Origin of the sequence: Vibrio sp. CCUG 15886, assembly GCF_028570825.1 — a bacterium.
Lineage (GTDB): Bacteria > Pseudomonadota > Gammaproteobacteria > Enterobacterales > Vibrionaceae > Vibrio > Vibrio vulnificus_B.
This window is the reverse complement of sequence record NZ_JAQQBT010000008.1, coordinates 127,327-154,183: the sequence shown is the minus strand read 5'-3', so window position 1 is coordinate 154,183 and position 26,857 is coordinate 127,327. Positions and strand designations below refer to the sequence as shown.

The following is a 26,857-nucleotide window of genomic DNA, read 5'->3' as shown; positions in this document are numbered from 1 at the left end:
CCCAACAGGGCTCCCAGCGGAGCCCTTTTTTATCGTGATTTAAGGGCTGGAAAATGTCTGAATCCAAGCAGCAATATTTAGAAGAATTAAAACAGCAACTGCACTATCACGCAGTTCGTTACTACGTTGAAGATAATCCTGAAATTCCGGATGCCGAGTATGACCGTATGATGCGTGAGTTAATGGCCATTGAAGCGGAGCATCCGGAGTGGATTAGTGTTGACTCTCCCAGTCAGCGAGTGGGAGGTGTCGCTCTTGATAGTTTCCGCCAAGTAACGCATGAGATCCCGATGCTTTCTTTGGACAACGCCTTTAGCGATGAAGAGCTTGAGAGTTTCCTTAAACGCGCACAAGATCGTATGCCAAGTGCTCATATTGATGCATTTTGTTGCGAGCCTAAGCTCGATGGTTTAGCTGTCAGCCTTCTCTATGAAAATGGCGTTTTGGTTCAGGCCGCGACGCGAGGCGATGGCACCACAGGCGAAAATATTACCGAAAACGTGCGTACCATTGCTTCTGTGCCACTGAAATTGCAGGGAGAAGGTTGGCCATCACGCATCGAAGTTCGTGGTGAAGTCTTCATGCCAAAAGCAGGCTTTGAAAAACTCAACGACATCGCTCGCAAGAAAGGCGAAAAAGTATTCGTTAATCCGCGCAATGCAGCGGCGGGAAGCTTACGCCAGCTTGATTCGAAGATCACCGCAACTCGTCCGTTGGCCTTTTATGCGTATAGCGTGGGCGTCGTAGAGGGCATCTCACTGTCATCAAGCCATTACCAGCGTTTCTTGCAGTTAAAGCAATGGGGCTTGCCTATGTGCCCTGAGACGAAGTTGGTTAATGGGTTGGAAAGCGTTAAGGCATTCTACGCAGACATCTTAAATCGACGCGATGCATTGCCATATGAAATCGATGGTGTCGTGATTAAGATTGACGACATTGTGATTCAAGAGAAATTAGGTTTTGTGGCACGCGCACCGCGTTGGGCTATCGCGTATAAGTTTCCTGCGCAAGAAGAACTCACCATGTTGAATGACGTTGAGTTTCAAGTTGGCAGAACGGGGGCTATTACCCCAGTCGCAAAATTAGAGCCTGTATTTGTGGGTGGTGTTACCGTCAGTAATGCAACGCTTCATAACGCTGATGAAATCGAACGCCTTGGTGTGATGGTTGGTGATACCGTCGTGATTCGACGCGCCGGGGATGTGATTCCACAAATTGTTTCTGTGGTGAAAGATCGTCGTAAAGGAGATGAAAAAAACATCATTTTCCCGACCGCTTGCCCTGTTTGTCACTCACATGTTGAACGGATTGAGGGAGAGGCGGTGACTCGCTGCTCTGGCGGTTTGGTGTGTCAAGCGCAGCGAAAAGAGGCGCTGAAACATTTTGTGTCTAGGAAGGCGCTCGATGTCGATGGGTTGGGTGACAAGGTCATAGAGCAGCTTGTAGATAAAGAAATGGTAGAGACTCCAGCGGACTTGTTTACGTTATCTGCAGGCGTTTTAACGGTACTTGAACGAATGGGACCAAAGTCAGCGCAGAACATCGTCAACGCACTGAACGTTGCGAAAGAGACTACGTTGGCTCGTTTTCTTTATTCTCTGGGGATCCGAGAAGTGGGCGAGGCAACCGCGGCAAATTTGGCTCGCCATTTTAAAACACTAGAAGCAATACAAACTGCAACGCATGAGCAGTTAATCGAAGTTCCCGATATCGGTGAAGTCGTCGCTCGTCATATCACGGCATTTTTTGCTGAAGAGAAAAATCAAAGAGTGGTGCAAGCACTTATTGAACAGGGAATTGTGTGGCCCGCTGTCGAGGAGCTTGGTAGTGAGATACCTCAGCCATTAGCAGGCAAAGTTGTGGTACTAACCGGGACCTTGACGCAACTCAGCCGTGGCGATGCAAAAGCGGCTTTGGAACGATTGGGGGCTAAAGTCACGGGCAGTGTATCCAAGAAAACAGATATCGTTTTTGCTGGTGAAGCGGCGGGGTCAAAATTAACTAAAGCGCAAGAACTTGGTGTGGAAATTCAGACAGAGCAAGATTTACTCGCACTTCTGTAATCTAAAAAAGATTAAATAAAAACTAAAACCCTCTAAATTGACGTTTAGAGGGTTATTTTTTTATGTGAAATAAATGCTGGTTAACGAATGAAAATATCGATAGAAATTATTCCGTGAGCCAGATCGTGTGCTGACTAAATGCTTTACGCAGAAACATATAATGCGATGAGGTTCAAATTGATATGCTTAATTTGTTGTTTTTAAATGATTTATTTGTCTCTTCTGATTTGGGTGGAAAATAAGATCTAGATCATGTTGATTTGAGGAAATTTGGGCTTGCTCATATTTTTTTAGAAAAAAAATAAGTTCCTATTGGATGTTTTACGCTGCGAAGTTAGTCTATGAGCCATGGATACACACGGTGTATGCAGGAAATAAAAAAACCAAAATTAGGATTAATTAGGTTTTTTTTCGTAGGAAATGATTTCTCCCTTCGGCGGCCAACTAAAGGTGAGAATGAAAAATACAGCTATATCCATTTTTAGGAGTTTTTCCATGGACAAATTTTTTAAAGTATCTGCCATAACTGCAGCAATGGTAGGCGCAATCGCAGCAGCTCCAGCTTCAGCTGCGGACCAAGTAGGTCCACAGTATGCTGGTGAGGTTTCGGAGTTTTTTGCTGAATCAACTATCAGCGGTAACTTTAACATGTGGATGCGTGCTCGTGATCGCGGCAACGTTGATGCAAACGGTAACGATACTAAGAAAGAGACAAACCTGAACCACGGCAGCTTGTTTATCAACCTAGGTTTTAATTCGGGTTACGTTAATGATGTCGTTGGTGCGGATTTCGTTATCTATAGCACTTGGGACATGTGGAATGATTCAGTTGGTGCTGGTCATGAAATGAACTTCCTTGACTGTGATGGTCCTGCGTCTGCTGGTTGTTGGAACAACCTAGAAAAAGGTGGCGTTTCTTTTGCAACAGCAGCGGCTAAGTTTAAGTTTGGTGATAATGTACGCGCTAAACTAGGCTACTTCCAGCCATCAGTTGCAAGCGGTTTAGGTGTAAACTGGTCGTTTGCTCCTGGTACTTACCGTGGTGGTGAAATTGGTGGTACATTCGGCAAGCTTGATTTAGGTTTCGTGGTTGCTGATGAATACAAAGCGCCTTGGTACAAAGAAACTGACGCTTTCAAAGGTGTTGACGGCGATGATGAGATTTTGTTCTCTCTAGGTGCTCGTTATACTTTAGATAACGGCATTAGCTTAGACGGTGCTCTTTCTAAGTTGGATGAGCGTACAACGGCTCACTTTAAAGTGAAAGGCACAACTGATGGTGGCTTCTACTGGTCTCCACAACTTTATATCGTTCAAGATGAAAACCAATATACAAATGATGATCTAGGCTACCAGTTGGCGTTTTTGTCTAGCTTCTCTGCTGGTGCTTATTCTTTCCGTGCTGAAGCAACCTATACTTCTGCTGACGAAGATGGAAACTGGTTTGCATACCGTCCTACAGCAGGTTACGGTGGCTCAAATGGTGCGTATGAAATTTGGTGGAACAACCGTTCAGATTTTAACCATCATGAAGAGCTAGCTGTTTTCGGTTCCGTATCTCGTGATTTTTCTGATATTGGCGGTACAGGGTTTAGTGCTGGTGTGAGTGCCGCTCTTGGTACTGGTGCTTCAGTTGCAGGCTACGATGATCTAACAGAATACGCGTACAGTATGTTTGCTAACTACGCAATTCAAGCTGGTGCATTGAAAGATGCGACTGTAGCATTCCACTACACTCAATACTTCAATGATTCTGACGCTCCAAACTGGACTGGTTATGCAAACGCGTTCCAAGATGAGACTGATTTCAAGTTGATTCTAGCGATTCCTTTCAACGTAAAATAAGTTGAACCGAGTATAACTGCCTAATAAGCTGAGCACTAAGTGCTCGGCTTTTTTCTTTTATAGGAGGCAACATGAAAAATTATAGTTTGGCAGCACTGTGTTTCGCATCTCTTACTGGTTGTACATCCTCTACGCCAATGACTTCGGAAGAGTTTTGGTTTAATCAAGGATATCGATTTGGCGTTCATGGTTATCAACAAGAGTCAGAGTCACTAAGTGCAATTAAGGAAAAAGTTCCCTTTGAGCAGAATGCATACATTCAGGGGTATGAAAAAGGGAAGAAAGAATACTGTGATCCTTTTCATGCTTTTGAAAAAGGTATTAGAGGGATTCGCTACACGGGACAATGTAGTGAGTATGCGAATGAGGCGATGATTAAAGCGGAATGGCAAAGAGGATGGGATGCCTTCTTGGGTGCAGATTTCTATCGTTTTCGTTAGATAAAGGTACAGAGCTTTGACGTGGCGATCGTTCAGTAACAAATTGTGTTTGTTATTTGTTAGCAATACTACTTGAGTACAGAAAGAGGCTCTCTGGGAAAATAAGGCCCCAAACTGTCCACGCCATTAACAGCTAAGCGCTCACTTCTACCTTCAACACAATTCCATCTAAGGCGATAATTTTAATTTTACTGCCTGCTGGAATATCACTATCGGAATGTGCTGACCAAGTCGTGTCTGCCACTTGAATTCGATTCATGCCGGCATGGATATCCTCTTTTAGAATAATTTCTTGGCCAACCAGTTGTTTTTGCTTCTGATTAAGATCGCGTGATGAATCATCTTGCTGATCTTTTGCAAGCTGTCTGCGCCACCAAAGCCAAGTCGTTACGAGTGAGAACACTGCAAATGCGCTCCACTGCAGTTGCCAACTCATAGGGATAAGAGACAATAACAGACCAACCAGTAAAGCCGACAAACCAAGCCAAAGAAAGTAACCTGCGGTGCCCAACAGTTCCACTGCCAATAAGGCTAGCCCGAGAGCTAGCCAATGCCAGTGATTGATGCCATCTAATAACTCAATCACAGCGCCTCCTTATTTTTGTGAATCGCCGCTTTGCTTGAACATCTCAGCAATACCAGCAATTGAACCCATTAGACCTGAAGCCTCAAGTGGGAGCATGATGATTTTCCCATTTTCGGCTTGGCCAATGGTCTTCAATGCTTCAGTATAGCCTTGCGCAATGAAGTAATTTACCGCTTGCATGTCACCTTTGGCGATTGCGTCAGAAACCATTGCTGTCGCTTTTGCTTCTGCTTCAGCCGCACGTTCACGAGCTTCTGCTTGCAAAATGGCAGCTTGTTTTTCCCCTTCTGCTTTGAGGATTTCAGATTGCTTTTGACCTTCTGCGCGTAGAATCTGTGCTTGGCGAATCCCTTCGGCTTCGAGAACTTCGGCACGTTTGTTACGCTCGGCTTTCATTTGCGCGTTCATTGCCGCCGTGAGATCCGCTGGTGGCTGAACGTCTTTAATTTCGATACGTGTGACTTTAACGCCCCAAGGGTTGGTGGCTTGGTCAACAATTGACAGCAGTTTGGTGTTGATCATATCGCGCTGGCTTAACATTTCATCCAGCTCCATAGAACCTAATACCGTACGCATATTGGTGAGGGTGAGGTTGCGGATGGCATGTTGTAGCTCACTGACTTCATAAGCGGCTTTGGCTGCATCAATGACCTGGACAAAACAGACAGCATCGATCACCACGTTAGCGTTATCCTTAGAAATAACTTCTTGAGCAGGGATATCGAGAACCTGTTCCATCATATTGATTTTGTGGCCGATACGATCGATGAAAGGGACGATCAGGTTAAGGCCTGGTTTGAGTGTTTGAGTGTAGCGACCAAAGCGTTCCACCGTCCAGTTGTGTCCTTGTGGTACGGTTTTTACTGCTGAGGCAATAAAGGTAATCGCAACAAAAACGAGTACCGCGATAGTGACTAACGAGTCAATTGGCATAATTCCATCCTTCTGAATAAATAAGATATGCAATTGGTTTATTTTTGCGCAGAATGATAAGTAAAACAATGTAATAAATGCGAATTGACGCCAGTTTCTGACAGAATAAAGGCCGGATTAAACCAGCCTTAAGTAATTGATTTGATAGTAAGTTGAAGCTAATTTAGTAAAGGATAGAGTAGAGTTGTCGACGGTAGCGACTGGCTACAGCATTTCCTTGTCCTAATGCGGAAAGAATATCCATGAAGGTTTTACGTACTTCACCATCGCCAATGCTTAAATTAACTTTCAATTGTGACCAGAGTAGCGCCAGCGCTTCCTCTTCTCTACCGACTTGCTGATACTGGATCGCTAGCTCACAGGTGATAGTGTGATCTTCTGGATTCGCTTGGTGTTGCTGCTCCAGTTTTTGGATCTCCGGGCTGTTGGAGGCCTGTTTTTGTAGGTCGAGTTTCGCGATCAAGCCTTTATAGTAATTGTCCTGATATTCTAAGGGGATGCTTGACAGTAGTTGCTCTGCTAAGTCGAGTTGATGAAGCTCTAATAAGCAATTGGCGTGAGCCAACTTGACATCACCTCGTTGTGCGATGGCCTCAGACAACAACGCGATTTTCTCCAACGCCTCAGTATGGCGAGATTGCTGGATAAACTCGTTGATCTCTTTCAACAGCAACTCATCTTGTGATGGTAAGTGTTTGTCAAGCATGGCCTGAATTTTTTCCAACGGATGAGGACCACCTAAACCATCGACTGCTTGCCCATTGATGAACAATGCAGTGGTTGGCAACACTTGTACGCCAAACTGTGCGGCGATGGGGCCTTGTTGTTCACAATCGAGTAGCGCTAAGACAAACGCGCCTTGATATTGCTGGGCGAGTTGGCGGAGAGCAGGGAGATGTTCGGTGCTCTCAGGATAAGCATTTGCCCAAAAATGTACCACTATTGGTGTTTGTGTTGAGCGTTCGATGATTTCACGAAAATTTTGCTCATTGATATCAACAATGTATGGAGATTGCATTTTGGGATCCTTATCAAGACAGTCTTATCTCAACAAGATATTGGGTAGAGAGCCTGGTTTTTCAAGCACAAAAAACGCTGCATAGTGCAGCGTTTTGTCGAGTGGCAAGCGAAAGTGCCTAAATAAGTATAAATATTGTCAGCACCACACCCACACTTAGCCAGTTTAATTGATTTAATGACATGAACTAGGTGCTCGTTTTGTTAGCAGTGAAAATGACCGAGATTTTGTGGTGATGAGTAAATTATCATCCATTTGTGACGAATTGATTACATTATCAGCAATAAATTACGCCGCTCTTTTTAATATTTCATCCAGCCAGCGCGTTGGTAGAATCCGTTTGAATACAGCAAACAGCTTAGTTGGTGTGGTCACTCGGTAACGTATTTTCGGTTTCTGACTGGTTAGCGCGTGCAACACTGGCTCAATACAAGACTCGGCAGGTAAGACGAAACTGCTCTTCGAGTTGGTATTCTCTAGGCGATCTTTTTGCGCCAGATAGCTCTCTCTGTGAGGGCTGTTTTCAATATCAATCCATTGCAAAAAGGCTTGCAGCGCGTTGTAACGAAAACGGGTTTCGATCGGACCCGGTTCGAGGATGGCAATGTGAATATTCGTGCCATCGAGCTCAAGCCTAAGGGTGTCGCTCCAACCTTCAATCGCGAATTTAGAGGCGTTATAGGCACCGCGATATTTCATCGCAGCAAATCCTAACACGGAGCTATTTTGCACAATGCGCCCCTGCTTGTTCTTTCTCATGATCGGTAATATTTCACGTACCAATTGATGCCAACCAAAAAAATTGCTTTCAAACTGGGCTCTCAATGCGTCGGTGGGGAGATCCTCCAGTGCACCGGGTTGTCCATAGGCACCATTGTTAAAAAGCCCATAGAGTTGCCCGTCGCTGATCTCTAGGGCTTGTTGAACGGCAAGAGAAATACTGTTGCTATCGGCTAAATCGAGTTGAATGCACGTGAGTCCTTCGCTTTGCAAGCGCTCAACATCACGGAGATGTCGACAAGAAGCAATGACTTCAAAGCCGCTTTTTTGCAGTGCGTGCGCACAGACGTACCCAATACCACTCGAGCAGCCTGTGATTAAGACCCATTTGGTCATGATTAGTCCTTAAATAAATTCGATGTTAAATGCTTGAGAGTCAGTGTTTGGCTTTCAATAAGTGATTTAAAGCGGGTTCAATTCGAGAAAAGTGGAACGTAAAGCCAAGTTCGGTCAAGCGTTTTGGCTTGGCACGAATGCTATCAAATAGCAGGCAAGACGATTCTCCCATCATGAGTTTCATCACCCATTTGGGCGTCCAGAGAACATGAGGACGATGAAGGGATTTGGCCAAGGCGCGGCTAAACTCTTTATTGCTTACCGGATGCGGTGCACAGACGTTGTATTCACCTTGAGCGTGAGGTGTTTCGAGAAGAAAAACAATCGCTCTCACCATATCTTGCAGGTGTATCCAAGGTAGGTATTGCTTGCCACTGCCAATAGGGCCGCCTAAGCCAAATTGGTAGGGCATTAACATTCTTTTGAGTGCACCCCCGTGAGGAGCCAGAACCACGCCAGTGCGCAATAAGCAAACACGCGTCAGGTCTGATTGCGCCCGCTTCGCAATTTGCTCCCAATGAGCGCAAACCGTATGAGTAAATCCGGCGCTGTGAACGTGCAAACACTCATCAAATGGATGTGCTTGTTGATCGCCATAGTAACCTACCGCAGATCCGCTGATAAAAACGGCTGGGGGTTTAGCACTGGCATGAATCAGCTCGACCAAAGCTTCGGTCATTTGCCATCGACTGTCGCAGATGGCTTTTTTCTGCGCTGCACTCCAGCGTTTGTCGGCGATAGGTTCGCCTGCCAAATTAATCACGGCATCGATATCGTTCAAATCTTGCAGAGAAGAGAGGTCATCAAGATATTGAATGTTGCCTAAGTCTGCAAAACTCAGATTATTCTTTGCCGCTTCGATGTTACGAGTGAGCAGTAGGATCTGATGAGAAGACAAAGTTTTCAGCAGTTCCGAACCGATAAAACCTGTTCCACCAGTCAATAGTATTTTCATGCACGCCTCCATACCTGCATTTAGTATATGGCACAGATAAGTACGCAGCCAACCCTATGATAGTTCAATGGTTCATCTTGCCCTTGTTTCTGAGTAAGGTCACATTCCTGTCAAAATGTAACCAATTATTACTGTGCTTTTCACACGAATCACATCGCAACGAAAAAAACTCTGCAATGATTACAACAAGGACAATCACACTAAGGACAGCGGATGAATGCAATCATAGCGTTACTTAAAGCGTTTGCGGCAAGTGCGAGAGATTTGTTGCCCATTGTTGTGGTGATTGTTTTCTTTCAAATCGTTGTACTCAAAGAGCCATTACCCAATATTTTGTCCATCGGCTTTGGTCTTGTTCTTGTGATCCTCGGTTTGACCTTTTTTATCTTTGGGTTAGAAATGGGGCTCTTTCCCATTGGCGAATCGATGGCGCAAGCTTTTGCGAGAAAAGGCAGTGTGTTTTGGTTGATGGTTTTTGCGTTTTGTCTTGGTTTTGGTACGACGATCGCAGAGCCCGCCTTGACCGCGGTCGCCAATGAAGCGGCAGAAGTGGCGGCGGAAGGCGGCATGATCGCCCATACAGAAGACTCTATGGATGAGTATGCCAACGGCTTGCGTTTAACCGTAGCGTTGTCAGTTGGGGCTGCGATAGTACTTGGCGTACTGCGCATCTTAAAAGGTTGGCCAATTCACTATTTGATTATTGGTGGCTACATTGGCGTGGTAGTGCTGACGGGGTTTGCTCCGGAAACCATTATCGGCATCGCATACGATTCGGGAGGCGTCACGACGTCAACCATCACGGTTCCCCTTGTGACGGCGTTGGGGGTGGGGCTCGCTTCATCCATTAAGGGGCGAAACCCGATGATTGATGGTTTTGGCTTAATTGCGTTTGCCTCCTTATTGCCCATGATGTTCGTCATGATCTACGGTATGGTGGTGGCATGATTGAGTTCGAACGCTTTACCGACACTTTAACCACCACCGTATTGGATGTTGTCCCCATAGCGGTGATCATTTTTGGCTTTCAATTTGCCATTTTACGCAAGCCAATTACCAATCCATTGAAAGTGTTGCTTGGCTTTGGTTACGTGATCATTGGTTTAGCTTTATTTTTGATTGGCTTGGATCTCGCTCTTTTTCCATTGGGTGAGACGATGGCGATACAACTGACGGAGCCCGCGTTTCTGCAAGCCGTGCGAATCAGTTTAGGTCAGCAGTTGCAATGGGTGGATTACTACTGGGTGTATCTGTTTGCGTTTTTTATCGGCTTTAGCACTACCATTGCAGAGCCTTCTCTTATTGCTGTCGCCATCAAAGCTAACCAAGTTTCAGGCGGCAGTATCGGCGTAACGGGGCTGCGCGTGGCTGTTGCCATTGGGGTGGCCGTGGGAATCGCCCTTGGCAGCTACCGAATTGTCGTCGGTGATCCGATTCATTATTACATCATTGCTGGCTATATCATTGTGGTCATTCAAACCTACTTTGCCCCAAGAATGATTATTCCCCTAGCTTATGATTCCGGTGGCGTGACGACATCCACCGTGACAGTGCCGTTGGTTGCCGCACTAGGGCTGGGGCTTGCTTCAACCGTACCTGGCAGAAGCCCATTAATTGATGGGTTTGGCTTAATTGCTTTTGCCAGCCTTTTTCCGATGATATCTGTGATGGGCTACGCGCAAATAACGCAGTGGTTCAATCGCCGCTATTCGTCACAGGAGGATGATGATGCGATTTAAATTGATTCTAGCATTCGTGGAAGACAGTAAAACGGATGTGGTGTTGGATGCTGCGCGAGAAGCGGGGGCTACTGGAGCGACCGTGATTAACAACGCGCGCGGTCAAGGTTTGAATCAAAAACGCACTTTTTTTGGCCTCACGCTGGAAGTGCAGAAAGATGTCGTACTGTTCGTGGTTGAGGAGCACTTATCGCGACATATATTGGAAACCATCAGTGAAGTAGGGGAGTTTGATACCGAATCTGGGCAAGGAATCGCCATTCAAATCGACATAGAAGATGCCGTAGGTGTGGCGCATCAAGTCGCCAAGTTGACCAAAGTGGTTGAGGATGAAATATGAATAGCCATGATAAAATTCGAGTGAGAGACGTAATGGCCAACACCTTTGTCGTGGTGGATGGCCTTACGACGGTGCACCAAGGGATCACACTGGCACGCGCACATCAGGTGAAAGCGCTGGTGGTGAATAAGCGTCACGAGGATGATGAATTCGGTATCGTTTTGATGAACGATATCGCCAAAAAAGTTCTGGCAAAAAATCGCTCGCCCAATCGCACCAATATTTATGAAATCATGACCAAGCCTGCGTTGTGTGTTTCGCCGGATATGAACGTAAAATACTGCGCACGTTTGTTTGAGCGTTTTGGCATTAGCCGAGCACCAGTGATTGAGAATGGTGAAGTGATTGGTATGGTCAGCTACAACAATATTGTGATCAATGCCATGGCTCGGGATGACGAGTAGTCTTTGCAGCGTTAGAATACCCTAGTATTTTTAGGGGGAAGTGCTTGTGAAATTATTTTTTGCTTCGGATTTGCATGGCAGCCTAGAGGCGACAGAGCAAACATTGGCGTTATTTGAACAATCAGGAGCGGATCACCTCATTTTACTGGGGGACATACTCAATCATGGACCAAGGAACCCTGTTCCTTCGTCTTATAATCCACCTCAAGTGGCTGAGAAATTAAATCAGTACGCCAACCAAATTATCGCGGTCAGAGGCAATTGCGATAGTGAAGTGGATCAGATGTTGCTCTCTTTTCCAATGATGATGGATTACAGTTGGGTATTGCTTGAATCAGGCGCTCGACTCTTTCTCACTCATGGTCATCTGTACAATGCCAAACAACAACCTGCGTTGAAAGCCGGGGATATTTTGGCGCATGGGCATAGCCATGTAGCGCTAGCGGAGCCGCAAGGGGAGATCGTCGTTTTTAATCCGGGTTCTGTGACTTTTCCTCGGGAAAATCAACCGGCTAGCTATGGCCTCTTTGAAAATGGCACCTTGTCCGTCATTTCATTACAAGGTGAGCTGTTACACTCCTGCCAAATTGGTGGCTAAAATCCAGCACGTCAAATAAGGCAGTCACCACTGCCTTATTTTTTGTCAACGTGACCAAGATCCCTTTCGGGGGCGATGATATCGCGGACTCTTTGTTTGAGCTCTTTTGCTTCAGGAAAACCACCATCTCGCTTTCTCTCCCAAATCAGCTCATCGTTGCAGTGGATCTCAAAACGCCCACCAGTATCGGGATAGAGGGTAATAGAGGCAATCTCCTCACTGAATGTATGCAATAACTCTTGGCTCAACCAAGTCGAGCGAAGCATCCAGTTACACTGGCGGCAGTAATAGATCTCAATTTTCGCTTTGAGCATCGTCAATCCTTAAAATAACAATTTGAGCCCAACGGCAAAAGTCAGCAATTCAAAGGCAATTTTTACCGTTCGATTACTGTAGCGATTCGTCATCCATGCGCCAAGTGCGCCACCCAAAAAAGAGCTTGCGAGAAGAATGGGTAGCCAAGGCCAATGAACAGGTGCGCCAGCTTGCACTACTGCAATACCACCAATACCGTTCCAAAAGAAACCGACGCATATTAGCGTAAGAGCAACGGCTTGCTTGTAATCGTAACCAAACCAACGGACCAAAAACAAGGTCACTAATAAGCCAGAGCCCGCAGTGAGAGAACCGTTAATGATACCGATCAATAGTAGCCCAACACCACCCAGCAACCAGCCAGAAAGATCCCTGTTTCGAGGTTTTTCTTCTTGGCCGAGTTGTTTTTTGAATCGTGAGTAAACGCCAAGCAGTAATATCATTATCCCGAGCATAAATTCCGCGATGTCACTTGGGATCATCAAAACGATATTTGCCCCAATAATCACGCCAATACTGCCAGTCAGAATAAGATAGAAAGCGGTGGTAAGTTTGATTTTTCCCGATTTTAAATGCGTGTATGCGGCACCAAGACCGAGAGCCACACTGGCCAGTTTGTGAGTTGCCAGTGCCACACCAAAAGGCAAGCCAAGAAAAATGAGCAGGGGAAATTGCAGCAACCCTGCACCTCCGCCAGCAAGAGAGGCGAGTGTGTTGGCAATTAGAGAGCCGAAGAAGAGAAACAGTGTTGAAATCCAATCCATATATACACCAAAGGGAGCATCCCGCTCCCTTATTTGATGACTAAACGAGCATCAGTTAGAAAACAGTACTGATGAGCCGTGGTTCAGGCTGGTCAGCAATAGTGTTTGGTCATTGACGATGTCGATGCGACGGCTTTGTTGTGCATCCATTTTGAACACTTTCGTGATGAGTTTGAGTTGGGCATCACTGAAATCTTTTGATTGCGAAGAAGAGATGTCTTTAAACTCTTTTGCCGTCACCAGCAGATAATTGTCGCTGACGTCCCAAGTGCCTGATTCAGAAATGTTGATCACCACCTCTTGAGAAGACTCATTTGAGTAGAGCTTCAACACCGAAACGCGCACGTAATTGCTATTGGGCAGATACTTAACGTTCGACGTTAAGGTGACTTTGCGCAGTGGTCCGACGGAACCTTCATTTTGCAGATCATCCGTGATGACTGTCACCATATAGGACTGCCACTCTTTGGAAGTCAAAACCTGCTCAACTTTGAGGTCGCTACCCCAATAAAGCCACCCACTAAACACAGCCGATGCAGCCAAAACAACAGAAGCAATTCGAAGTTTCATTGTGCACCTCATTTATTTACAGATAGAGCCAAGATCGTTTTGCTCTGAGAAAATTCTCAGCGTCACGTTCTCGTTTGAATGTGGAAGTGTGTGGATGTAATTGAGGATCAACTGATTACCCTGACCACCTGTCGCGATCACTTTTACTGGAGCAGAATCGCCAGTATGCGTTTCTGCATACTTATTAACACACTGCCTAATAGAAGGCATCCAAGCTTGTAATGGTGGATGATTCAGTGGAGTGAGCGCTTCCACACCATTGACATTTTCCAGTAAACGGAACTTAGACTCCGACGGATTGGTGAGCAAGACAACGCAAAGTGGCAGCAGTGCGGCTAACAAGAATAGCCCTTTAATTAGCCAATTTTTTTGTGACGCGGCCATCTTTGTTGACGTGCCAGCATTATGCGCGACATCTCTACCAATTTCTGACGAGGATGTTTGAACCGCGTCAGTACTGATTTCGTTTTCTAATTCTTCTTGATCTAAGGCTTCAGAAGCTGCGTCATTCACGTTGTTGGTTGAATCTGACAGGAGCGGGTTAATGCGCTCAACCGAACAGATCAACTGATAACCACGTTTTGGCACCGTTTTCACAAACTCAGGGGATTTTGTGGAATCTTTGAGCATTTTGCGTAAGGTAGAAATCGCTTGAGTTAGACTGGAATCATCGACTTCGAAACCTTGTTCACGCCAAACAAACTCATGCAGTTCGTTACGAGTTAACACCTCGTTAGGTTTTTCTGATAACAGAAGTAAAATTCGACTTTCATTGCTACCTAATCGAGTCACTTCATTGTTGACTGCCTGATCAAGTAATGTGTTGCTGTTAGGATCGAAAATAAATCGCTGTGCGATTACAAACTTAGTGCCGATATTACTCATGAGGTTCTTCTTTATATCGATGATTCAGCGTTTTTTGGTGCTTATTCGCGCAATATGCGCTTAGACCAACATCTCTTATGCTTCTTTAGATGTATTTAGCTCAATAGGATAATTAAATTTATCTAAAAAAACAGCGTTTTTACCACAATTGACCTTGAATTTACATTTGTCAGCCATATGTTACGTAACAAGCGATTGATTTCCCACCCAATTAGAGAACTTTGGAGTGAAAATGAACGAGACCGTAGCAAATAATAAAGAAACTCGTGGCTTTCAGTCAGAGGTAAAACAACTTCTCCATCTGATGATCCACTCACTGTATTCCAATAAAGAAATCTTCCTACGCGAGTTGATCTCCAACGCGTCTGACGCAGCCGATAAACTGCGTTTCCAAGCGTTGTCCAATCCTGCACTTTATGAAAATGATGCAGAATTGGGCGTGAAGCTTTCTTTTAACGAAGAACATAACACGCTGACGATTTCCGATAACGGGATTGGTATGAGCCGCGAAGAGGTGATTTCGCATCTGGGCACCATTGCCAAATCTGGTACGGCGGAGTTTTTCTCTAAACTATCTCAAGAGCAATCAAAAGATTCTCAGTTGATTGGTCAGTTTGGTGTTGGTTTCTATTCGGCCTTCATTGTGGCCGACGCAGTGACGGTACGTACGCGAGCGGCGGGCCTGAATGCAGACCAAGCGGTACTTTGGCATTCTGCAGGTGAAGGTGAGTACACCGTTGAAGACATTACCAAAGAATCACGTGGTACCGATATTATTCTGCACATGCGTGAAGACGGCAAAGAGTTCCTCAACGAATGGCGTTTACGTGATGTGATTGGTAAGTATTCCGATCACATTGGCATTCCTGTTTCTATTCAAACCCGTGTTCGCGATGAAGAAGGCAAAGAAACAGAAGAAGTGAAGTGGGAGCAAATCAATAAAGCCCAAGCACTTTGGACGCGCAATAAATCCGATATCTCAGACGAAGAGTATCAAGAGTTTTACAAGCATGTCTCTCACGATTTTGCTGACCCATTACTTTGGAGTCACAACCGAGTAGAAGGCAAAAACGACTATACCAGCCTCCTTTATATTCCATCGAAAGCGCCTTGGGATATGATGAACCGTGACCATAAATCTGGTCTTAAACTCTATGTTCAGCGCGTTTTCATCATGGATGATGCTGAGCAATTTATGCCATCTTACTTGCGTTTTGTCCGCGGTTTGATTGACTCCAACGATCTGCCGCTCAACGTCTCTCGCGAGATCTTGCAAGACAACAAGGTGACTCAATCGCTACGCGGTGCGTGCACTAAACGTGTTTTAACCATGCTCGAGCGCTTGGCGAAAAATGACACAGAAAAATACCAAACCTTTTGGAAAGAATTTGGTTTGGTGATGAAGGAAGGCCCCGCTGAAGATTACGCCAACCGCGAGAAAGTGGCGGCGTTGTTACGCTTTGCCTCAACAGAAGTGGACTCTGCAGAGCAGACCGTTTCTCTTGAGTCTTATGTTGAGCGCATGAAAGAAGGCCAAGACAAGATCTACTACCTTACAGCAGACAGCTATGCAGCAGCGAAAAACAGCCCTCACTTAGAGCAGTTTAAAGCCAAAGGTCTTGAAGTTATCTTAATGTTTGACCGTATTGACGAATGGTTGATGAACTACCTAACAGAGTTTGATGGTAAGCAGTTCCAGTCAATCACGAAAGCGGGCCTTGATCTTAGCCAATTTGAAGATGAGCAAGAGAAAGAGAAGCAGAAAGAAACGGAACAAGAGTTCCAGTCCGTGGTTGAGCGCACCAAGAGCTACTTGGGTGATCGTGTGAAAGAGGTGCGTACCACCTTTAAGCTAGCGAATACCCCAGCGGTGGTGGTGACCGATGATTTCGAAATGGGCACACAGATGGCGAAGCTACTGGCGGCTGCGGGGCAGGCTGTTCCTGAAGTGAAGTACATTTTTGAGATCAACCCAAATCATACGCTTGTTAAGCAAATGGCGGATGAGACGGATGAAGAAGCGTTTGGCCGCTGGGTAGAGGTATTGCTGGGTCAAGCAATGCTTGCAGAGCGTGGCTCAATGGAAGATCCTAGCCAGTTCTTAACGGCCATTAACTCGCTTTTGACTAAGGGCTAATAAGACTAAAATCACCAAAAAGCTCGCATTTGCGGGCTTTTTGTATGTATCGGCATTCAACATGCAAAAAAATGATGGTTTCCAAAGCGATTTGTGAGAGCTTGAACATTCTTTAGTCTTAACTGACTCTAGAACGAGAAATAGTGTGTTAGAATGCCGACTTGAAACAAAATCATCGGGCGTGTAATGTGCACGCCTGTTTTATTGTCAATTTGAAGAACACTTATACCGAAACTTACCGTGGGGCATAGCCCAGTAGGCAGTGAGCTTCGGTATAAATCATCATAATCGAAAGAGGATTCAACATGCGCATCATTCTTCTAGGTGCTCCAGGTGCAGGTAAAGGCACACAGGCTCAATTCATCATGGAGAAGTATGGTATTCCACAAATCTCTACTGGTGACATGCTACGTGCTGCTATCAAAGCAGGTACTGAGCTTGGTAAACAAGCAAAAGCTGTTATCGACGCTGGTCAGCTAGTTTCTGATGAAATCATTCTTGGTCTAATCAAAGAGCGTATTGCTCAAGAAGATTGTGCGAAAGGTTTCCTATTGGATGGTTTCCCACGTACGATCCCACAAGCTGACGGTCTTAAAGAGATGGGTGTGGCAGTTGATTACGTTATCGAGTTTGACGTTGCTGACGATGTGATCGTTGAGCGTATGGCTGGCCGTCGTGCGCACCTGCCTTCAGGTCGTACTTACCATGTTGTTTACAACCCACCTAAAGTGGAAGGTAAAGACGACGTAACAGGTGAAGATCTTGTTGTTCGTGACGACGACAAAGAAGAAACCGTACGCGCTCGTCTAGGTGTTTACCACTCACAAACAGCACCACTTATCGAGTACTACGGTAAAGAAGCGGCAGAAGGCAACACGAAGTACCTAAAATTTGATGGTACTAAGCAAGTTGCAGAAGTGAGTGCTGATATCGAGAAGGCATTAGCATAATAGGTAATACCTATTATCAACCGTTTTCAGAATTTTGTTATAGTGAAGCGACCTTAAGGTCGCTTTTTTATTATAACCATCAGCAGTTTAGTTTTGTCATTATTCGCAATGACTCAAATGACGTTGCACAACTGATCGATGTCGTCACCTTTTCGTAAAACCACCTTCAGCCACTATCGTAGAGAAAGTATGAACAACACAAAAAAACGCGGAGTGCTTTTAGTCAATCTCGGAACTCCCGAAGAAGCAACGGCCCCAGCCGTAAAACGATTTTTAAGCCAGTTTTTGCATGATCAGCGTGTAGTGGATATGACGCGTTGGCTATGGTGCCCTATTTTACATGGCATCATTTTACCTATTCGTTCGCCTAAGGTTGCCAAGCTTTATCAAACCGTTTGGATGAAAGAAGGCTCACCGTTAATGGTGTACAGCAAGCGACAGCAAGTTGAGTTGCAGGCAAAACTCAATTGCCCTGTGGAAATTGGTATGACCTATGGCACACCCAGCGTACTTGATGGCGTGAACAAGCTTCAAGCTCAAGGTGTGGATGAGATTTGCGTTTTACCTCTGTACCCCCAGTATTCAGGCACCACAACGGGAGCGGCGTACGATGCACTGGCGCACGCGTTGCGTAAGGTTGCTGTCGTACCCAGTATTCAGTTTATTCGTGACTATCATGATCACCCTTTGTATATCAAAGCATTGGCTGAATCGGTACGTCAATCATGGCAGGCGCAAGGCAAAGGGGATTACCTTCTTTGTTCCTATCACGGTATTCCACAACGCTACGCCGATAATGGCGATATCTATCCTCTGCATTGCGAAATGACAACCGAGTTACTGCGTCTCGAATTAGGGTTGGACAAATCCCAAATTGGCACCACCTATCAATCTCGCTTTGGTCGAGAAGAGTGGCTGCAACCCTATACGGATAAAACGTTGGAGTCGTTGCCCGCGAAGGGCATCAAGTCTCTCGATGTGATAACCCCTGCGTTTTCGGTTGATTGTTTAGAGACGTTAGAAGAAATCTCAGAGCAAGGCCAAGAAAGCTTTCTGCATGCGGGTGGTGAGCAGTATCGTTTTATTCCTTGTTTAAACGACGCCCCAAGTCACATTGAAATGATGGCAAGGCTCGTTACAGAGCGGTAATGCGTTCTCATTGCAAGATTCTTATCCTCAACGCCGTTAATCTCACGGCGTTTTTTATGCCGACTATCGGTGTTTCTCCAAGCCAAATAGCGTAAAGCTTCTGACTTTATTGTTATTATTTTTGCTGGCTTTTGTGACTTTTTTCGCTTCTCTGCTAATTTTTAAGAGTGCCATTTGTGGTTATTAACCAAAAGGGAGTCAACAATGGGACTCGATAATATTTCAATTAGCAAGAAGCTCTATTTTTCACCGCTGATTCTTATTCTAATTTTATTGGTGATAGTGCTGGTCAGTGCCAACTTGCTGAATTCACTGACGAAAGATATGAACAGGATCGCCTTCGATCTTGCGCCGGACACCGAACTGGCAGCAGAAATGACCGATAGCGTTTATGGACTAAGATTAACGGTCAAAAACTTTATTAAAACTGGGGACCAACAATTTGTTTCTCGTTTCCAAGAGAATGCGTCTCGCTGGACGCAGTTTATGGATCGCGCCTACAACGAAATACAAAATCCTCAACGTGTACAGATTCTGAAAGAGATTGATGGCTTAAAGGCACAGTATCTCACCACGTTTACTCAAGTGGTGGTGAACAATATGAATATGCGAAATGAGCAGGTTAATGGTGTGCTCAATGTCGACGGTCCGCAAATAGAGAAAAGACTCACCAGCGTCATGGAAAGCGCGAAAACCGATGGTGATGTTGTTGCCGCCTATCATGCCGGACGAGCACTCAGATCGCTTTTGCTCGCGCGACTTTATGTCGCCAAGTTCTTGGTTGAAAACCAGCAGGCACAAGTAGAACGATTTAATCAGGAATTTAAAGCGGTACACAGTGAGATTGGCAGCTTACTTGCAACGTTGGAAAATGCGCAACGTCGCCAATTGACCAACGAAGCAGAATCGCTGTTTACGCAGTATGAAAAAGCGGCCAATGCAGTAACCAGTATGATTTTTGCTCGCAACGAAGGGATAAAAACGCTGGATACGATCGGGCCGCAAGTCGCGCAACGAATCGCATCGCTTCGTGAGTCGATAGCTAGCTCAATGGAGCAGGCGGCAGAACAAGCTAATGAGAATGCAGAACAGTCGATCACCTTTCTTTATGGTATCGCGGCGATTGCTATTGTCATTGGTTTGTTGTTCTCCTTTGTCATCACGCGCTCGTTAATTGTTAAAGTACAAAGAACGACCAATGTGCTACAAGATATTGCTCAGGGAGAAGGAGACCTTACCATACGCGTGCCCACCAGTGGTAATGATGAACTTGATGTGTTAGCCGGGCATTACAACACCTTCGCTGGCAAACTTCAGCACACCATTCGTCAAATGAGCGAAGCGGCCGAACAGATGTTGCAAGCGGCCGAGATTTTGGCATTAAAAGCGCGAGACACACAAAGTGAGGTGCGAGAGCAGCAATCTCAGGCACAGGTTGCTGCGTCAGCGATGACGGAAATGTCAGCCAGTGCACAAGAGGTGAGTGCCAGTGCTCAACAGGCGGCGGATCTTTCTCAATCGACGGCCGATTCTGCGACGCAAGGTTCAAAAGTGGTGATGGAAGCTACACAGTCGATGCAGAAACTTAATGAGCAAATTGCCAGTGCTGGCGATACAGTCGAACAACTTCGAGCAGACAGTGAGCAAATTGGCACGGTGCTGGATGTTATTCGCAGTATTGCTGAACAAACCAACTTGCTCGCGCTGAATGCGGCGATTGAAGCGGCAAGGGCAGGGGAGCAGGGAAGAGGATTTGCTGTTGTTGCTGATGAAGTCCGTTCTCTAGCATCGCGCACTCAAGAGTCGACCGAAGAAATCCAAACCATCATCGGTAGTTTGCAACAGCGAGCCGAGTTGGCTAACAAGGCGATGCACCAGAGCCGTCAAAGTGCTGAGCAAACTGCAGAGCAGGTGCACTCGGCAGAATCAGCGTTGACCTCAATCACAGGCTTTATCACCCAGATCAACGATTCCATCGGGCAAATATCCACAGCGGCGAATCAGCAGGCAATTGCGTCGGATGAGGTCAGTGTCAATGTGAACAATATGTCCGATATCTCGGAGAAGACACTCGTACAATCGTCTGAAACCACAGAATCCGCTCAGGCGATGAAGCGATTAGGTGAACAAGTAAACCAGCTACTGAAACAGTTCAAAGTGTAAACGACCCCAGTCCATTCAACATAAAAAAGCGCGCCAATTGTCGGCGCGCTTTTATGCTTTTGCACTTTAGACACAAATTAAGAAACTAAGGCTTGTTGTTCTTCAATTTGTTCTGCGGTTGAACTTCCACTTTCTGCTCCGTGCATCCAATGAACAAGCTGGTTTGAGAACAGCAGCAGAATCACACCCGATACGGTTGCGGTGACGGCGATACCGCTAAAGATGGCGAATGCACCTAACTCGCCTACGTGAGAGCCAACGTATCCCGCCACGTAGTTTGCGATTGCATTACAACCGAACCAAGCGCCCATCATCAAAGATGCGAGACGCAAAGGCGCCAATTTGGTGACAAGAGATAAGCCAATTGGCGATAGACATAGTTCACCCAGAGTATGGAAGAAAAAGGCACCAACAAGCCATAGCATGGATGTTTTTACCGATGTATCACCGCTTTGTTCAACAACGGCACCAACCATACATAAGAAACCAAGTGCGAGGAAAAACATCGCTAAAGCAAATTTAACGGGTGAATTCGGCTCACGTTTACCCAGTTTTACCCACAATACAGCAAGTACTGGCGCAAGAGTGATGATGAAAAATGGGTTCAATGATTGAAACCATGCCGCAGGAATCTCAAAACTGCCGATCATGCGGTCAGTATACTGTTGGGTGTAGATGTTCATTAGGCCGCCCGCTTGTTCGAAACCAGCCCAGAATACGATGGTGAACAAGCTCATCACGAGGATCACTTTAATGCGATCCACTTCTTCTTTGGTTAAGGCTTGTTTTTGGGCTGACTTCTTAATAGCGAGATCGCGCTTTGCTGCTGGCTCACGGCCAATATCTCCTAGCCATGATTGTGCGAGGGCCATTTGCATCACTAAGCTAATAAGCATGCCGATACCGGCAGCAACAAACCCTGCTTTCCAGCCGAATTCCGTGGTCACAGAACCTGACACGACACCCGCGATCAACGCACCGAGGTTGATACCCATGTAGAAAATCGTGAACGCACCATCTCGGCGGTTATCACCTTCTTGGTATAAATCTCCCACCATGGTTGAGATATTTGGTTTAAACAGACCGTTACCCGCAATCAATAAAGCAAGGCCTAGATAGAAGGTGTGAAGTGAACCTAAACCAAGCGCATCCGCAGGCAGGGCAAGAGTAAATTGACCAATGGCCATTAGAGCGCCACCAATCAGGATCGAACGACGCTGACCTAAGTAGTTGTCAGCAAGGTAGCCACCAATAAGGGGGGTAATGTACACCAAACCTGTGTAGGTGCCATAGAGGTCGAGGGCATCTTTGGTAGACCAGCCCAAACCGCCATTGATGGTGGTGTCGGTGAGGTATAAGACTAAAATTGCACGCATTGCGTAATAGGAAAAACGTTCCCAAAGTTCAGTACCGAACAAAAGGAAAAGGCCACGAGGATGACCAAAATATTGATGTTGGTTTGGCATAAGTTTGACTAATTCTAGTTATGAAATTTTTTATAGGCGAATACGTATACTCCTCGTTGTTTAAATACTCAAACATTTTTAAATGGCAGTGGATTGTTCGGTTTGTATTTAACCTTTTGTTATAAAAGGTTTTCCAATGTTTTGCTTGGGTGCTTTCTACGTGTTAGAAACTAATATTCCATTTTTGGTTCTGCGAATTAACGTTTAGCAAACAAAGTGTATTGGTTTGTATGATTGCAACTCACGCGATTTCCTATAGTCTGGCGAAATGCTAGGATAAACAAAAAATAGATGGCTAGTGATAAATGAAAAAATGGTATTTGCTGTATTGTAAGCGCGGAGAGCAGATCCGAGCGAAGCAACATTTAGAAAACCAAGGTGTTGAGTGTTTCTATCCCACCATAGAAGTTGAAAAAATTCTGCGTGGGAAACGGCAAACAAAGAGTGAGCCCTTATTTCCTTCCTACATTTTTGTTCGCTTCGATTTTGAAATAGGCCCGACGTTTACCACTGTTCGTTCAACCAGAGGTGTGGTGGATTTTGTGAAGTTTGGCGCGCAGCCCAAAGAGCTTCAAGGGGATTTGATTTATGAACTCAAGCTTCTTGAACAAGAGGGGCATCAAAGTGCGTTGCAGGGGAGTAATTTGCCGAAACCGGGTGATTCGATCAAAGTGAAAAGCGGGCAGTTCGCGGGTATCGAGGCCATTTTCCAAGAGCAAGATGGCGAAACACGTTCAATCATGCTGGTTAAAATGATTTCCCAGACCGTGCCAGTGAGCATTGAAAATAGCGACCTAGAACTGAAAGGATGAAGTGAGCGGTCAACAAACCTTAGTAAAGAAGGCACCTTGTGGGTGCCTTCTTTCGTTGTTGTTATCGTGAACGACGTATGGATTAATACGCTTCGTTATGTACCGCTTTCACTGCTCGACCTGATGGGTCAATACAGTTTTTAAAGGATTCGTCCCATTCAATCGCTTTAGCGGACGAACAAGCCACTGATGGACCGCCAGGGACACATTCTGCAGCCGATGGCAGTGGGAACAACTCTTCGAAAATTTCGCGGTATACATAGCCTTCTTTTGTTGTTGGCGTGTTGTATGGGAAGCGGAATTTTGCGGCTTCCATCTGTTGATCGGTTACTTTCTCTTCTGCCACTGCTTTGAGTGTGTCGATCCAGCCATAACCCACGCCATCAGAGAACTGCTCTTTTTGACGCCAAGCAATAGAGTCTGGTAGGTAGTGCTCAAAGCACTCACGAAGAATGTGTTTCTCCATTTTGCCGTTGCCACACATTTTGTCCGCAGGGTTCAAGCGCATTGCAACATCGATAAACTCTTTATCCAAGAATGGCACTCGGCCTTCAACCCCCCAAGCCGCCAGCGATTTGTTTGCGCGAGCACAGTCAAACATGTTGAGCGCAAGCAGTTTACGTACTGTCTCTTCGTGGAACTCTTGTGCGTTAGGTGCTTTGTGGAAGTAGAGGTAGCCACCAAAAATCTCGTCAGCCCCTTCACCAGAAAGTACCATCTTGATGCCCATGGCTTTGATCTTACGTCCCATCAAGTACATTGGTGTTGACGCGCGGATGGTCGTGACATCGTATGTTTCGATGTGGTAAATCACATCACGAATTGCGTCCAAGCCTTCTTGAATGGTGTACGTCATTTCATGGTGCACTGTGCCAATTTTCGCCGCCACTTCACGGGCTGCTTTCAGATCAGGAGCGCCGTCAAGACCAATAGCAAATGAGTGAAGCTGTGGCCACCAGGCTTCAGTTTGTTCGTCGTCTTCAATACGCATTGCGGCATAACGTTTAGCAACCGCAGAGGTAATAGAAGAATCAAGTCCACCCGACAGTAATACACCGTAAGGCACATCTGTCATCAACTGACGTTTCACCGCCGCTTCAAGCGCTGCTGTTAGTTCCTCTTTGCTGCTGGTGTTGCCCTGTACCGCTGCGTATTCATTCCAGTCGCGAATGTAGTAACGTTGAGGACCTGCATCGGTTGAGCTGTAGTAGCTACCTGGAGGAAATTCACTGATGGTTTTGCAAACGGGAACCAACGCTTTCATTTCTGAAGCGACATAGTAGTTGCCGTGCTCATCATAACCTTGGTAAAGCGGGATGATACCAATGTGGTCACGTCCAACTAGGTACTGATCTTTCTCTTCATCGTAAAGAACAAAAGCGAAGATACCGTTTAATTCTTCTAGGAGATCGGCACCCATTTCTTGGTAGAGAGCGAGAATAACTTCACAATCAGAATCTGTTTGGAAATCATATTTGCCTTCGTAACGAGCACGAATTTCTTTGTGGTTGTAGATTTCACCGTTAACGGCAAGGATGAGTTTTTTATCTGGGCTGTAAAGAGGCTGTGCGCCGCTGTTAAGACCTACGATCGCAAGACGCTCATGAGCAAGAATTGCTCGATCTGATGCGTAGATCCCGGACCAGTCTGGGCCACGGTGACGAAGTTTTTTCGACATCTCTAAAGCGATAGGGCGAAGCGCCGCTGCGTCGCTTTTAATGTCTAAAATGCCAAATACTGAACACATACAACATCCTTTTTAATTAAATCATTTCTAAACGGTATGGCTTCAATTTGCCAGTCTGAACAAAAAAAGCAACACTCTTCGATAAAAAAAGTAAACAAAGGAGCTAATGATTAAAAATTATTTAATATAAACCCTCAATTGGTAAATGCAAGTAAGGTTTTGGTGAAAAAGAAAGCAAAAAGGCCCAATTTTGTGAGCCTTTAATGGGGATAGTGCTTAGTTTGAGGGGGGAGCAAACTGAGGTTGAAGTTGTTCGCACACATGGCGCGCAAAGCCACTTCCCGCTTCGTTATAAATATTAAAGGCAGCGTGTACACCACTGTTAGTGAGCATCTCTAATTGGTCAGTGTATTCGGCAATCGCGGCAATTTGTCCTTGGTAGTTGCGACGTTTGAGCTGCTCAAGCGCGGTTTGATTACCTTGGTGATGAGGCATGGCTAGTAAAACCAGCTTCACATTCGCTGTATCAAGAATGCGCTCCCAAAAGTCAGGGTCAGTGGCATCTCCTGCAATAACGTTTCTACCTTCTTCTCGATGATGTTGCGCGGCTTCTTCTCTCACTTCTACGCCTAAGCTGATTTTGCCGTAACGAGCGCGAAGTTCATCATAAGCCCCCGTTCCGATACGGCCCATGCCAAGGATCAAGACTTGCGCGTTGCCTGGGTTGATCAACTGATCACGCTGATTGAGCTTTTCTGCGGCGGTTTCTTGTAGCCACTTTCCTGAATGTTGATAGATTTGGTGGCCCATTTTGCTCAATGGCGCCGCAAGAATAAAAGAAAGCGAGACCGCAACCGCAAGGGCAACCAAAATATCACTCGGCATCCATCCCATTTTATAAGCTAAGCCACCAACAATGAGGCCAAACTCACTGTAGTTAAAAAGGGTCAATGACGCGAGCAAGGACGTGCGCACACGAAACTTAAAGTGATTGATGGTTAGGAAGTAAAGAAGACCTTTCAGTGGCAGTAAGAGCAGAATGAGCAGTGCCAAAGAGACGCCAGTTAAACTGAGCGAGGCCGATAAACCGATATTGAGGAAGAAGCAGACGAGGAAAAGCTCCTTCATGTTAAATAGGGATTTGGCGAGTTCCGATGACTTGCGGTGACCAGCTAATAACATACCCAGCACGAGTGCACCAAGGTCTGGTTTCATACCAACAAGTTCAAACAACCCTGCTCCCGCGACAAGTGCGAAGAAAATACCGAACAGTACCAGCATTTCCCCGTGGCCAACCCAGTCAAGAATCTTGTAGAAAAGAGGGCGTAACAAGGGCAAGGCGAACAGAGCAATAGCGTACCAATGGGGCAATTTCCCAGTTGAGGCGGTGAGGAATACCACGGCGAAGATATCTTGCATGATCAAAATACCAATCGCCAACGTGCCGTAAGTGGCGTTCATTTCGCCTTTTTCTTGTAATGATTTCACGGCAAAAACGGTACTGGAGAAGGAGAGTGCGAAGGCAAGCAAGACTAGATGGCCAGTTTCCATCTCTGCCAGAGAAGAAATTCCGAGAAATTTTAGTCCAATAAACGCCGCGGTAAACAGCAATGTCGACAGAAGGTTATGAGCGGTCGCACCTGCCCATATCTCTTTAGAGAGTAAGGTTTTGATTTCCAGTTTTAAACCAATGGTAAAGAGCAGTAGTGTTACCCCAAGATCGGCGAGTGTGGTGATCGTCAGGTTACTTTCAAAACCAAAAGCATGCAGTGCAAAACCCGCAAGCAGAAAACCGACAAGTGGGGGTAAGTTGCACTTTAGTGCTAAAAAGCCCGCCACAAAAGCGGTGGTTATCAAAATTATTTCCATGGTGCGCGCGTGACTTCCTTCAGATGTAAAAAGGGCTGTGTAAACACAGCCCA

Annotated in this window: 25 protein-coding genes; 13 read left to right on the top strand and 12 right to left on the bottom strand. The window is 45.8% G+C overall.

Annotation, left to right across the window (positions count from 1 at the left end; genetic code table 11):
• Positions 1-53: 53 nt before the first annotated feature.
• From ligA to PQQ36_RS15495, 3 genes are all read left to right on the top strand, one after another.
• Positions 54-2,063, top strand: coding sequence for an NAD-dependent DNA ligase LigA (ligA, locus tag PQQ36_RS15505; RefSeq protein WP_013572252.1), 2,010 nt, complete (start codon positions 54-56; stop codon positions 2,061-2,063).
• A 495-nt stretch (positions 2,064-2,558) separates the two neighbouring features.
• Entirely contained in the window at positions 2,559-3,908 is a 1,350-nt protein-coding gene (locus tag PQQ36_RS15500) for a hypothetical protein (protein WP_011078320.1), read from the top strand.
• A gap of 71 nt (positions 3,909-3,979) precedes the next feature.
• Positions 3,980-4,348, top strand: coding sequence for a DUF2799 domain-containing protein (locus PQQ36_RS15495; RefSeq protein WP_039553052.1), 369 nt, complete (start codon positions 3,980-3,982; stop codon positions 4,346-4,348).
• Between the two features lie 133 nt (positions 4,349-4,481).
• Here PQQ36_RS15495 and PQQ36_RS15490 read toward each other — a convergent pair whose 3' ends face one another.
• From PQQ36_RS15490 to PQQ36_RS15470, 5 genes are all read right to left on the bottom strand, one after another.
• A complete protein-coding gene (locus PQQ36_RS15490) occupies positions 4,482-4,934 on the bottom strand; it encodes an NfeD family protein (protein ID WP_013572249.1) in 453 nt (150 codons plus the stop codon).
• 9 nt (positions 4,935-4,943) lie between these two features.
• Positions 4,944-5,867 carry an SPFH domain-containing protein gene (locus PQQ36_RS15485; RefSeq protein WP_013572248.1) on the bottom strand — a complete coding sequence of 308 codons (924 nt, stop codon included), beginning with the start codon at positions 5,865-5,867 and terminating at the stop codon, positions 4,944-4,946.
• Between the two features lie 163 nt (positions 5,868-6,030).
• Positions 6,031-6,885 carry a co-chaperone YbbN gene (locus PQQ36_RS15480; RefSeq protein ID WP_011078316.1) on the bottom strand — a complete coding sequence of 285 codons (855 nt, stop codon included), beginning with the start codon at positions 6,883-6,885 and terminating at the stop codon, positions 6,031-6,033.
• 288 nt (positions 6,886-7,173) lie between these two features.
• Entirely contained in the window at positions 7,174-8,001 is an 828-nt protein-coding gene (locus PQQ36_RS15475) for an SDR family oxidoreductase (RefSeq protein WP_039553055.1), read from the bottom strand.
• Between the two features lie 40 nt (positions 8,002-8,041).
• Positions 8,042-8,956 (bottom strand): TIGR01777 family oxidoreductase, encoded by a 915-nt coding sequence (locus PQQ36_RS15470; protein WP_172666058.1) that lies wholly within the window; start codon positions 8,954-8,956, stop codon positions 8,042-8,044.
• Between the two features lie 213 nt (positions 8,957-9,169).
• Here PQQ36_RS15470 and PQQ36_RS15465 point away from each other — a divergent pair, with 213 nt between their 5' ends.
• The 5 genes from PQQ36_RS15465 to yfcE are packed head-to-tail and all read left to right on the top strand — an operon-like array spanning position 9,170 to position 12,037.
• A complete protein-coding gene (locus tag PQQ36_RS15465; protein ID WP_013572244.1) occupies positions 9,170-9,904 on the top strand; it encodes a DUF1538 domain-containing protein in 735 nt (244 codons plus the stop codon).
• The gene (locus PQQ36_RS15460) at positions 9,901-10,695 is read left to right on the top strand and encodes a DUF1538 domain-containing protein (RefSeq protein ID WP_011078312.1); all 795 of its coding nucleotides are present in this window, start codon (positions 9,901-9,903) and stop codon (positions 10,693-10,695) included. Before PQQ36_RS15465 ends, PQQ36_RS15460 begins: the two co-directional genes overlap by 4 nt.
• Positions 10,685-11,035, top strand: coding sequence for a P-II family nitrogen regulator (locus tag PQQ36_RS15455; RefSeq protein ID WP_013572243.1), 351 nt, complete (start codon positions 10,685-10,687; stop codon positions 11,033-11,035). The genes PQQ36_RS15460 and PQQ36_RS15455 overlap by 11 nt, the downstream gene beginning before the upstream one ends.
• A complete protein-coding gene (locus tag PQQ36_RS15450) occupies positions 11,032-11,439 on the top strand; it encodes a CBS domain-containing protein (protein ID WP_011078310.1) in 408 nt (135 codons plus the stop codon). Before PQQ36_RS15455 ends, PQQ36_RS15450 begins: the two co-directional genes overlap by 4 nt.
• A 46-nt stretch (positions 11,440-11,485) precedes the next feature.
• Positions 11,486-12,037: a phosphodiesterase gene (yfcE, locus tag PQQ36_RS15445; RefSeq protein ID WP_013572242.1), complete on the top strand. Its 552-nt coding sequence runs from the start codon at positions 11,486-11,488 to the stop codon at positions 12,035-12,037.
• A gap of 35 nt (positions 12,038-12,072) precedes the next feature.
• On the opposite strand, the gene PQQ36_RS15440 is transcribed toward yfcE, so the two are convergent.
• The 4 genes from PQQ36_RS15440 to PQQ36_RS15425 are packed head-to-tail and all read right to left on the bottom strand — an operon-like array spanning position 12,073 to position 14,571.
• Positions 12,073-12,351 carry a SelT/SelW/SelH family protein gene (locus tag PQQ36_RS15440; RefSeq protein WP_011078308.1) on the bottom strand — a complete coding sequence of 93 codons (279 nt, stop codon included), beginning with the start codon at positions 12,349-12,351 and terminating at the stop codon, positions 12,073-12,075.
• Between the two features lie 9 nt (positions 12,352-12,360).
• Entirely contained in the window at positions 12,361-13,116 is a 756-nt protein-coding gene (locus PQQ36_RS15435) for a sulfite exporter TauE/SafE family protein (RefSeq protein ID WP_013572241.1), read from the bottom strand.
• 51 nt (positions 13,117-13,167) lie between these two features.
• A complete protein-coding gene (locus PQQ36_RS15430; RefSeq protein WP_080557502.1) occupies positions 13,168-13,698 on the bottom strand; it encodes a regulatory protein ToxS in 531 nt (176 codons plus the stop codon).
• On the bottom strand, positions 13,699-14,571 hold the full coding sequence (locus tag PQQ36_RS15425; protein WP_013572239.1) for a winged helix-turn-helix domain-containing protein: 873 nt from the start codon (positions 14,569-14,571) through the stop codon (positions 13,699-13,701).
• A 232-nt stretch (positions 14,572-14,803) separates the two neighbouring features.
• Here PQQ36_RS15425 and htpG point away from each other — a divergent pair, with 232 nt between their 5' ends.
• From htpG to PQQ36_RS15405, 4 genes are all read left to right on the top strand, one after another.
• Complete coding sequence (htpG, locus tag PQQ36_RS15420; protein ID WP_013572238.1) at positions 14,804-16,708, top strand: molecular chaperone HtpG; 1,905 nt, start codon at positions 14,804-14,806, stop codon at positions 16,706-16,708.
• Between the two features lie 305 nt (positions 16,709-17,013).
• Positions 17,014-17,658 (top strand): adenylate kinase, encoded by a 645-nt coding sequence (gene adk, locus PQQ36_RS15415; RefSeq protein WP_013572237.1) that lies wholly within the window; start codon positions 17,014-17,016, stop codon positions 17,656-17,658.
• A 138-nt stretch (positions 17,659-17,796) separates the two neighbouring features.
• Complete coding sequence (gene hemH, locus PQQ36_RS15410; RefSeq protein ID WP_044023924.1) at positions 17,797-18,807, top strand: ferrochelatase; 1,011 nt, start codon at positions 17,797-17,799, stop codon at positions 18,805-18,807.
• A gap of 204 nt (positions 18,808-19,011) precedes the next feature.
• Positions 19,012-20,970, top strand: a complete 1,959-nt coding sequence (locus PQQ36_RS15405) for a methyl-accepting chemotaxis protein (protein WP_013572235.1) — start codon at positions 19,012-19,014, stop codon at positions 20,968-20,970.
• A 77-nt stretch (positions 20,971-21,047) separates the two neighbouring features.
• Here the strand turns inward: PQQ36_RS15405 and PQQ36_RS15400 are convergent, their stop codons facing one another.
• Entirely contained in the window at positions 21,048-22,436 is a 1,389-nt protein-coding gene (locus PQQ36_RS15400; protein WP_013572234.1) for a peptide MFS transporter, read from the bottom strand.
• 305 nt (positions 22,437-22,741) lie between these two features.
• On the opposite strand from PQQ36_RS15400, the gene rfaH reads away from it, so the two are divergent.
• Positions 22,742-23,248, top strand: a complete 507-nt coding sequence (gene rfaH, locus PQQ36_RS15395) for a transcription/translation regulatory transformer protein RfaH (RefSeq protein ID WP_013572233.1) — start codon at positions 22,742-22,744, stop codon at positions 23,246-23,248.
• Positions 23,249-23,330: 82 nt separating this feature from the next.
• Here the strand turns inward: rfaH and asnB are convergent, their stop codons facing one another.
• Together asnB and PQQ36_RS15385 are read right to left on the bottom strand one after the other, a co-directional pair.
• The gene (asnB, locus tag PQQ36_RS15390; protein WP_011149781.1) at positions 23,331-24,995 is read right to left on the bottom strand and encodes an asparagine synthase B; all 1,665 of its coding nucleotides are present in this window, start codon (positions 24,993-24,995) and stop codon (positions 23,331-23,333) included.
• A gap of 216 nt (positions 24,996-25,211) precedes the next feature.
• Complete coding sequence (locus PQQ36_RS15385; RefSeq protein ID WP_011078297.1) at positions 25,212-26,804, bottom strand: cation:proton antiporter family protein; 1,593 nt, start codon at positions 26,802-26,804, stop codon at positions 25,212-25,214.
• Positions 26,805-26,857 lie beyond the last annotated feature (53 nt).

Coding starts and splice junctions, on each gene's coding strand:
- PQQ36_RS15460 (WP_011078312.1), top strand. CDS start 9,901: ATGATTGAGTTCGAACGCTTTACCGACACTTTAACCACCACCGTATTG.
- PQQ36_RS15480 (WP_011078316.1), bottom strand. CDS start 6,885: ATGCAATCTCCATACATTGTTGATATCAATGAGCAAAATTTTCGTGAA.
- PQQ36_RS15435 (WP_013572241.1), bottom strand. CDS start 13,116: ATGGATTGGATTTCAACACTGTTTCTCTTCTTCGGCTCTCTAATTGCC.
- PQQ36_RS15450 (WP_011078310.1), top strand. CDS start 11,032: ATGAATAGCCATGATAAAATTCGAGTGAGAGACGTAATGGCCAACACC.
- PQQ36_RS15385 (WP_011078297.1), bottom strand. CDS start 26,804: ATGGAAATAATTTTGATAACCACCGCTTTTGTGGCGGGCTTTTTAGCA.
- adk (WP_013572237.1), top strand. CDS start 17,014: ATGCGCATCATTCTTCTAGGTGCTCCAGGTGCAGGTAAAGGCACACAG.
- PQQ36_RS15485 (WP_013572248.1), bottom strand. CDS start 5,867: ATGCCAATTGACTCGTTAGTCACTATCGCGGTACTCGTTTTTGTTGCG.
- PQQ36_RS15440 (WP_011078308.1), bottom strand. CDS start 12,351: ATGCTCAAAGCGAAAATTGAGATCTATTACTGCCGCCAGTGTAACTGG.
- rfaH (WP_013572233.1), top strand. CDS start 22,742: ATGAAAAAATGGTATTTGCTGTATTGTAAGCGCGGAGAGCAGATCCGA.
- ligA (WP_013572252.1), top strand. CDS start 54: ATGTCTGAATCCAAGCAGCAATATTTAGAAGAATTAAAACAGCAACTG.
- PQQ36_RS15500 (WP_011078320.1), top strand. CDS start 2,559: ATGGACAAATTTTTTAAAGTATCTGCCATAACTGCAGCAATGGTAGGC.
- htpG (WP_013572238.1), top strand. CDS start 14,804: ATGAACGAGACCGTAGCAAATAATAAAGAAACTCGTGGCTTTCAGTCA.
- PQQ36_RS15455 (WP_013572243.1), top strand. CDS start 10,685: ATGCGATTTAAATTGATTCTAGCATTCGTGGAAGACAGTAAAACGGAT.
- PQQ36_RS15430 (WP_080557502.1), bottom strand. CDS start 13,698: ATGAGGTGCACAATGAAACTTCGAATTGCTTCTGTTGTTTTGGCTGCA.
- hemH (WP_044023924.1), top strand. CDS start 17,797: ATGTCGTCACCTTTTCGTAAAACCACCTTCAGCCACTATCGTAGAGAA.
- PQQ36_RS15495 (WP_039553052.1), top strand. CDS start 3,980: ATGAAAAATTATAGTTTGGCAGCACTGTGTTTCGCATCTCTTACTGGT.
- PQQ36_RS15470 (WP_172666058.1), bottom strand. CDS start 8,956: ATGAAAATACTATTGACTGGTGGAACAGGTTTTATCGGTTCGGAACTG.
- PQQ36_RS15405 (WP_013572235.1), top strand. CDS start 19,012: ATGGGACTCGATAATATTTCAATTAGCAAGAAGCTCTATTTTTCACCG.
- asnB (WP_011149781.1), bottom strand. CDS start 24,995: ATGTGTTCAGTATTTGGCATTTTAGACATTAAAAGCGACGCAGCGGCG.
- PQQ36_RS15425 (WP_013572239.1), bottom strand. CDS start 14,571: ATGAGTAATATCGGCACTAAGTTTGTAATCGCACAGCGATTTATTTTC.
- PQQ36_RS15400 (WP_013572234.1), bottom strand. CDS start 22,436: ATGCCAAACCAACATCAATATTTTGGTCATCCTCGTGGCCTTTTCCTT.
- PQQ36_RS15475 (WP_039553055.1), bottom strand. CDS start 8,001: ATGACCAAATGGGTCTTAATCACAGGCTGCTCGAGTGGTATTGGGTAC.
- PQQ36_RS15465 (WP_013572244.1), top strand. CDS start 9,170: ATGAATGCAATCATAGCGTTACTTAAAGCGTTTGCGGCAAGTGCGAGA.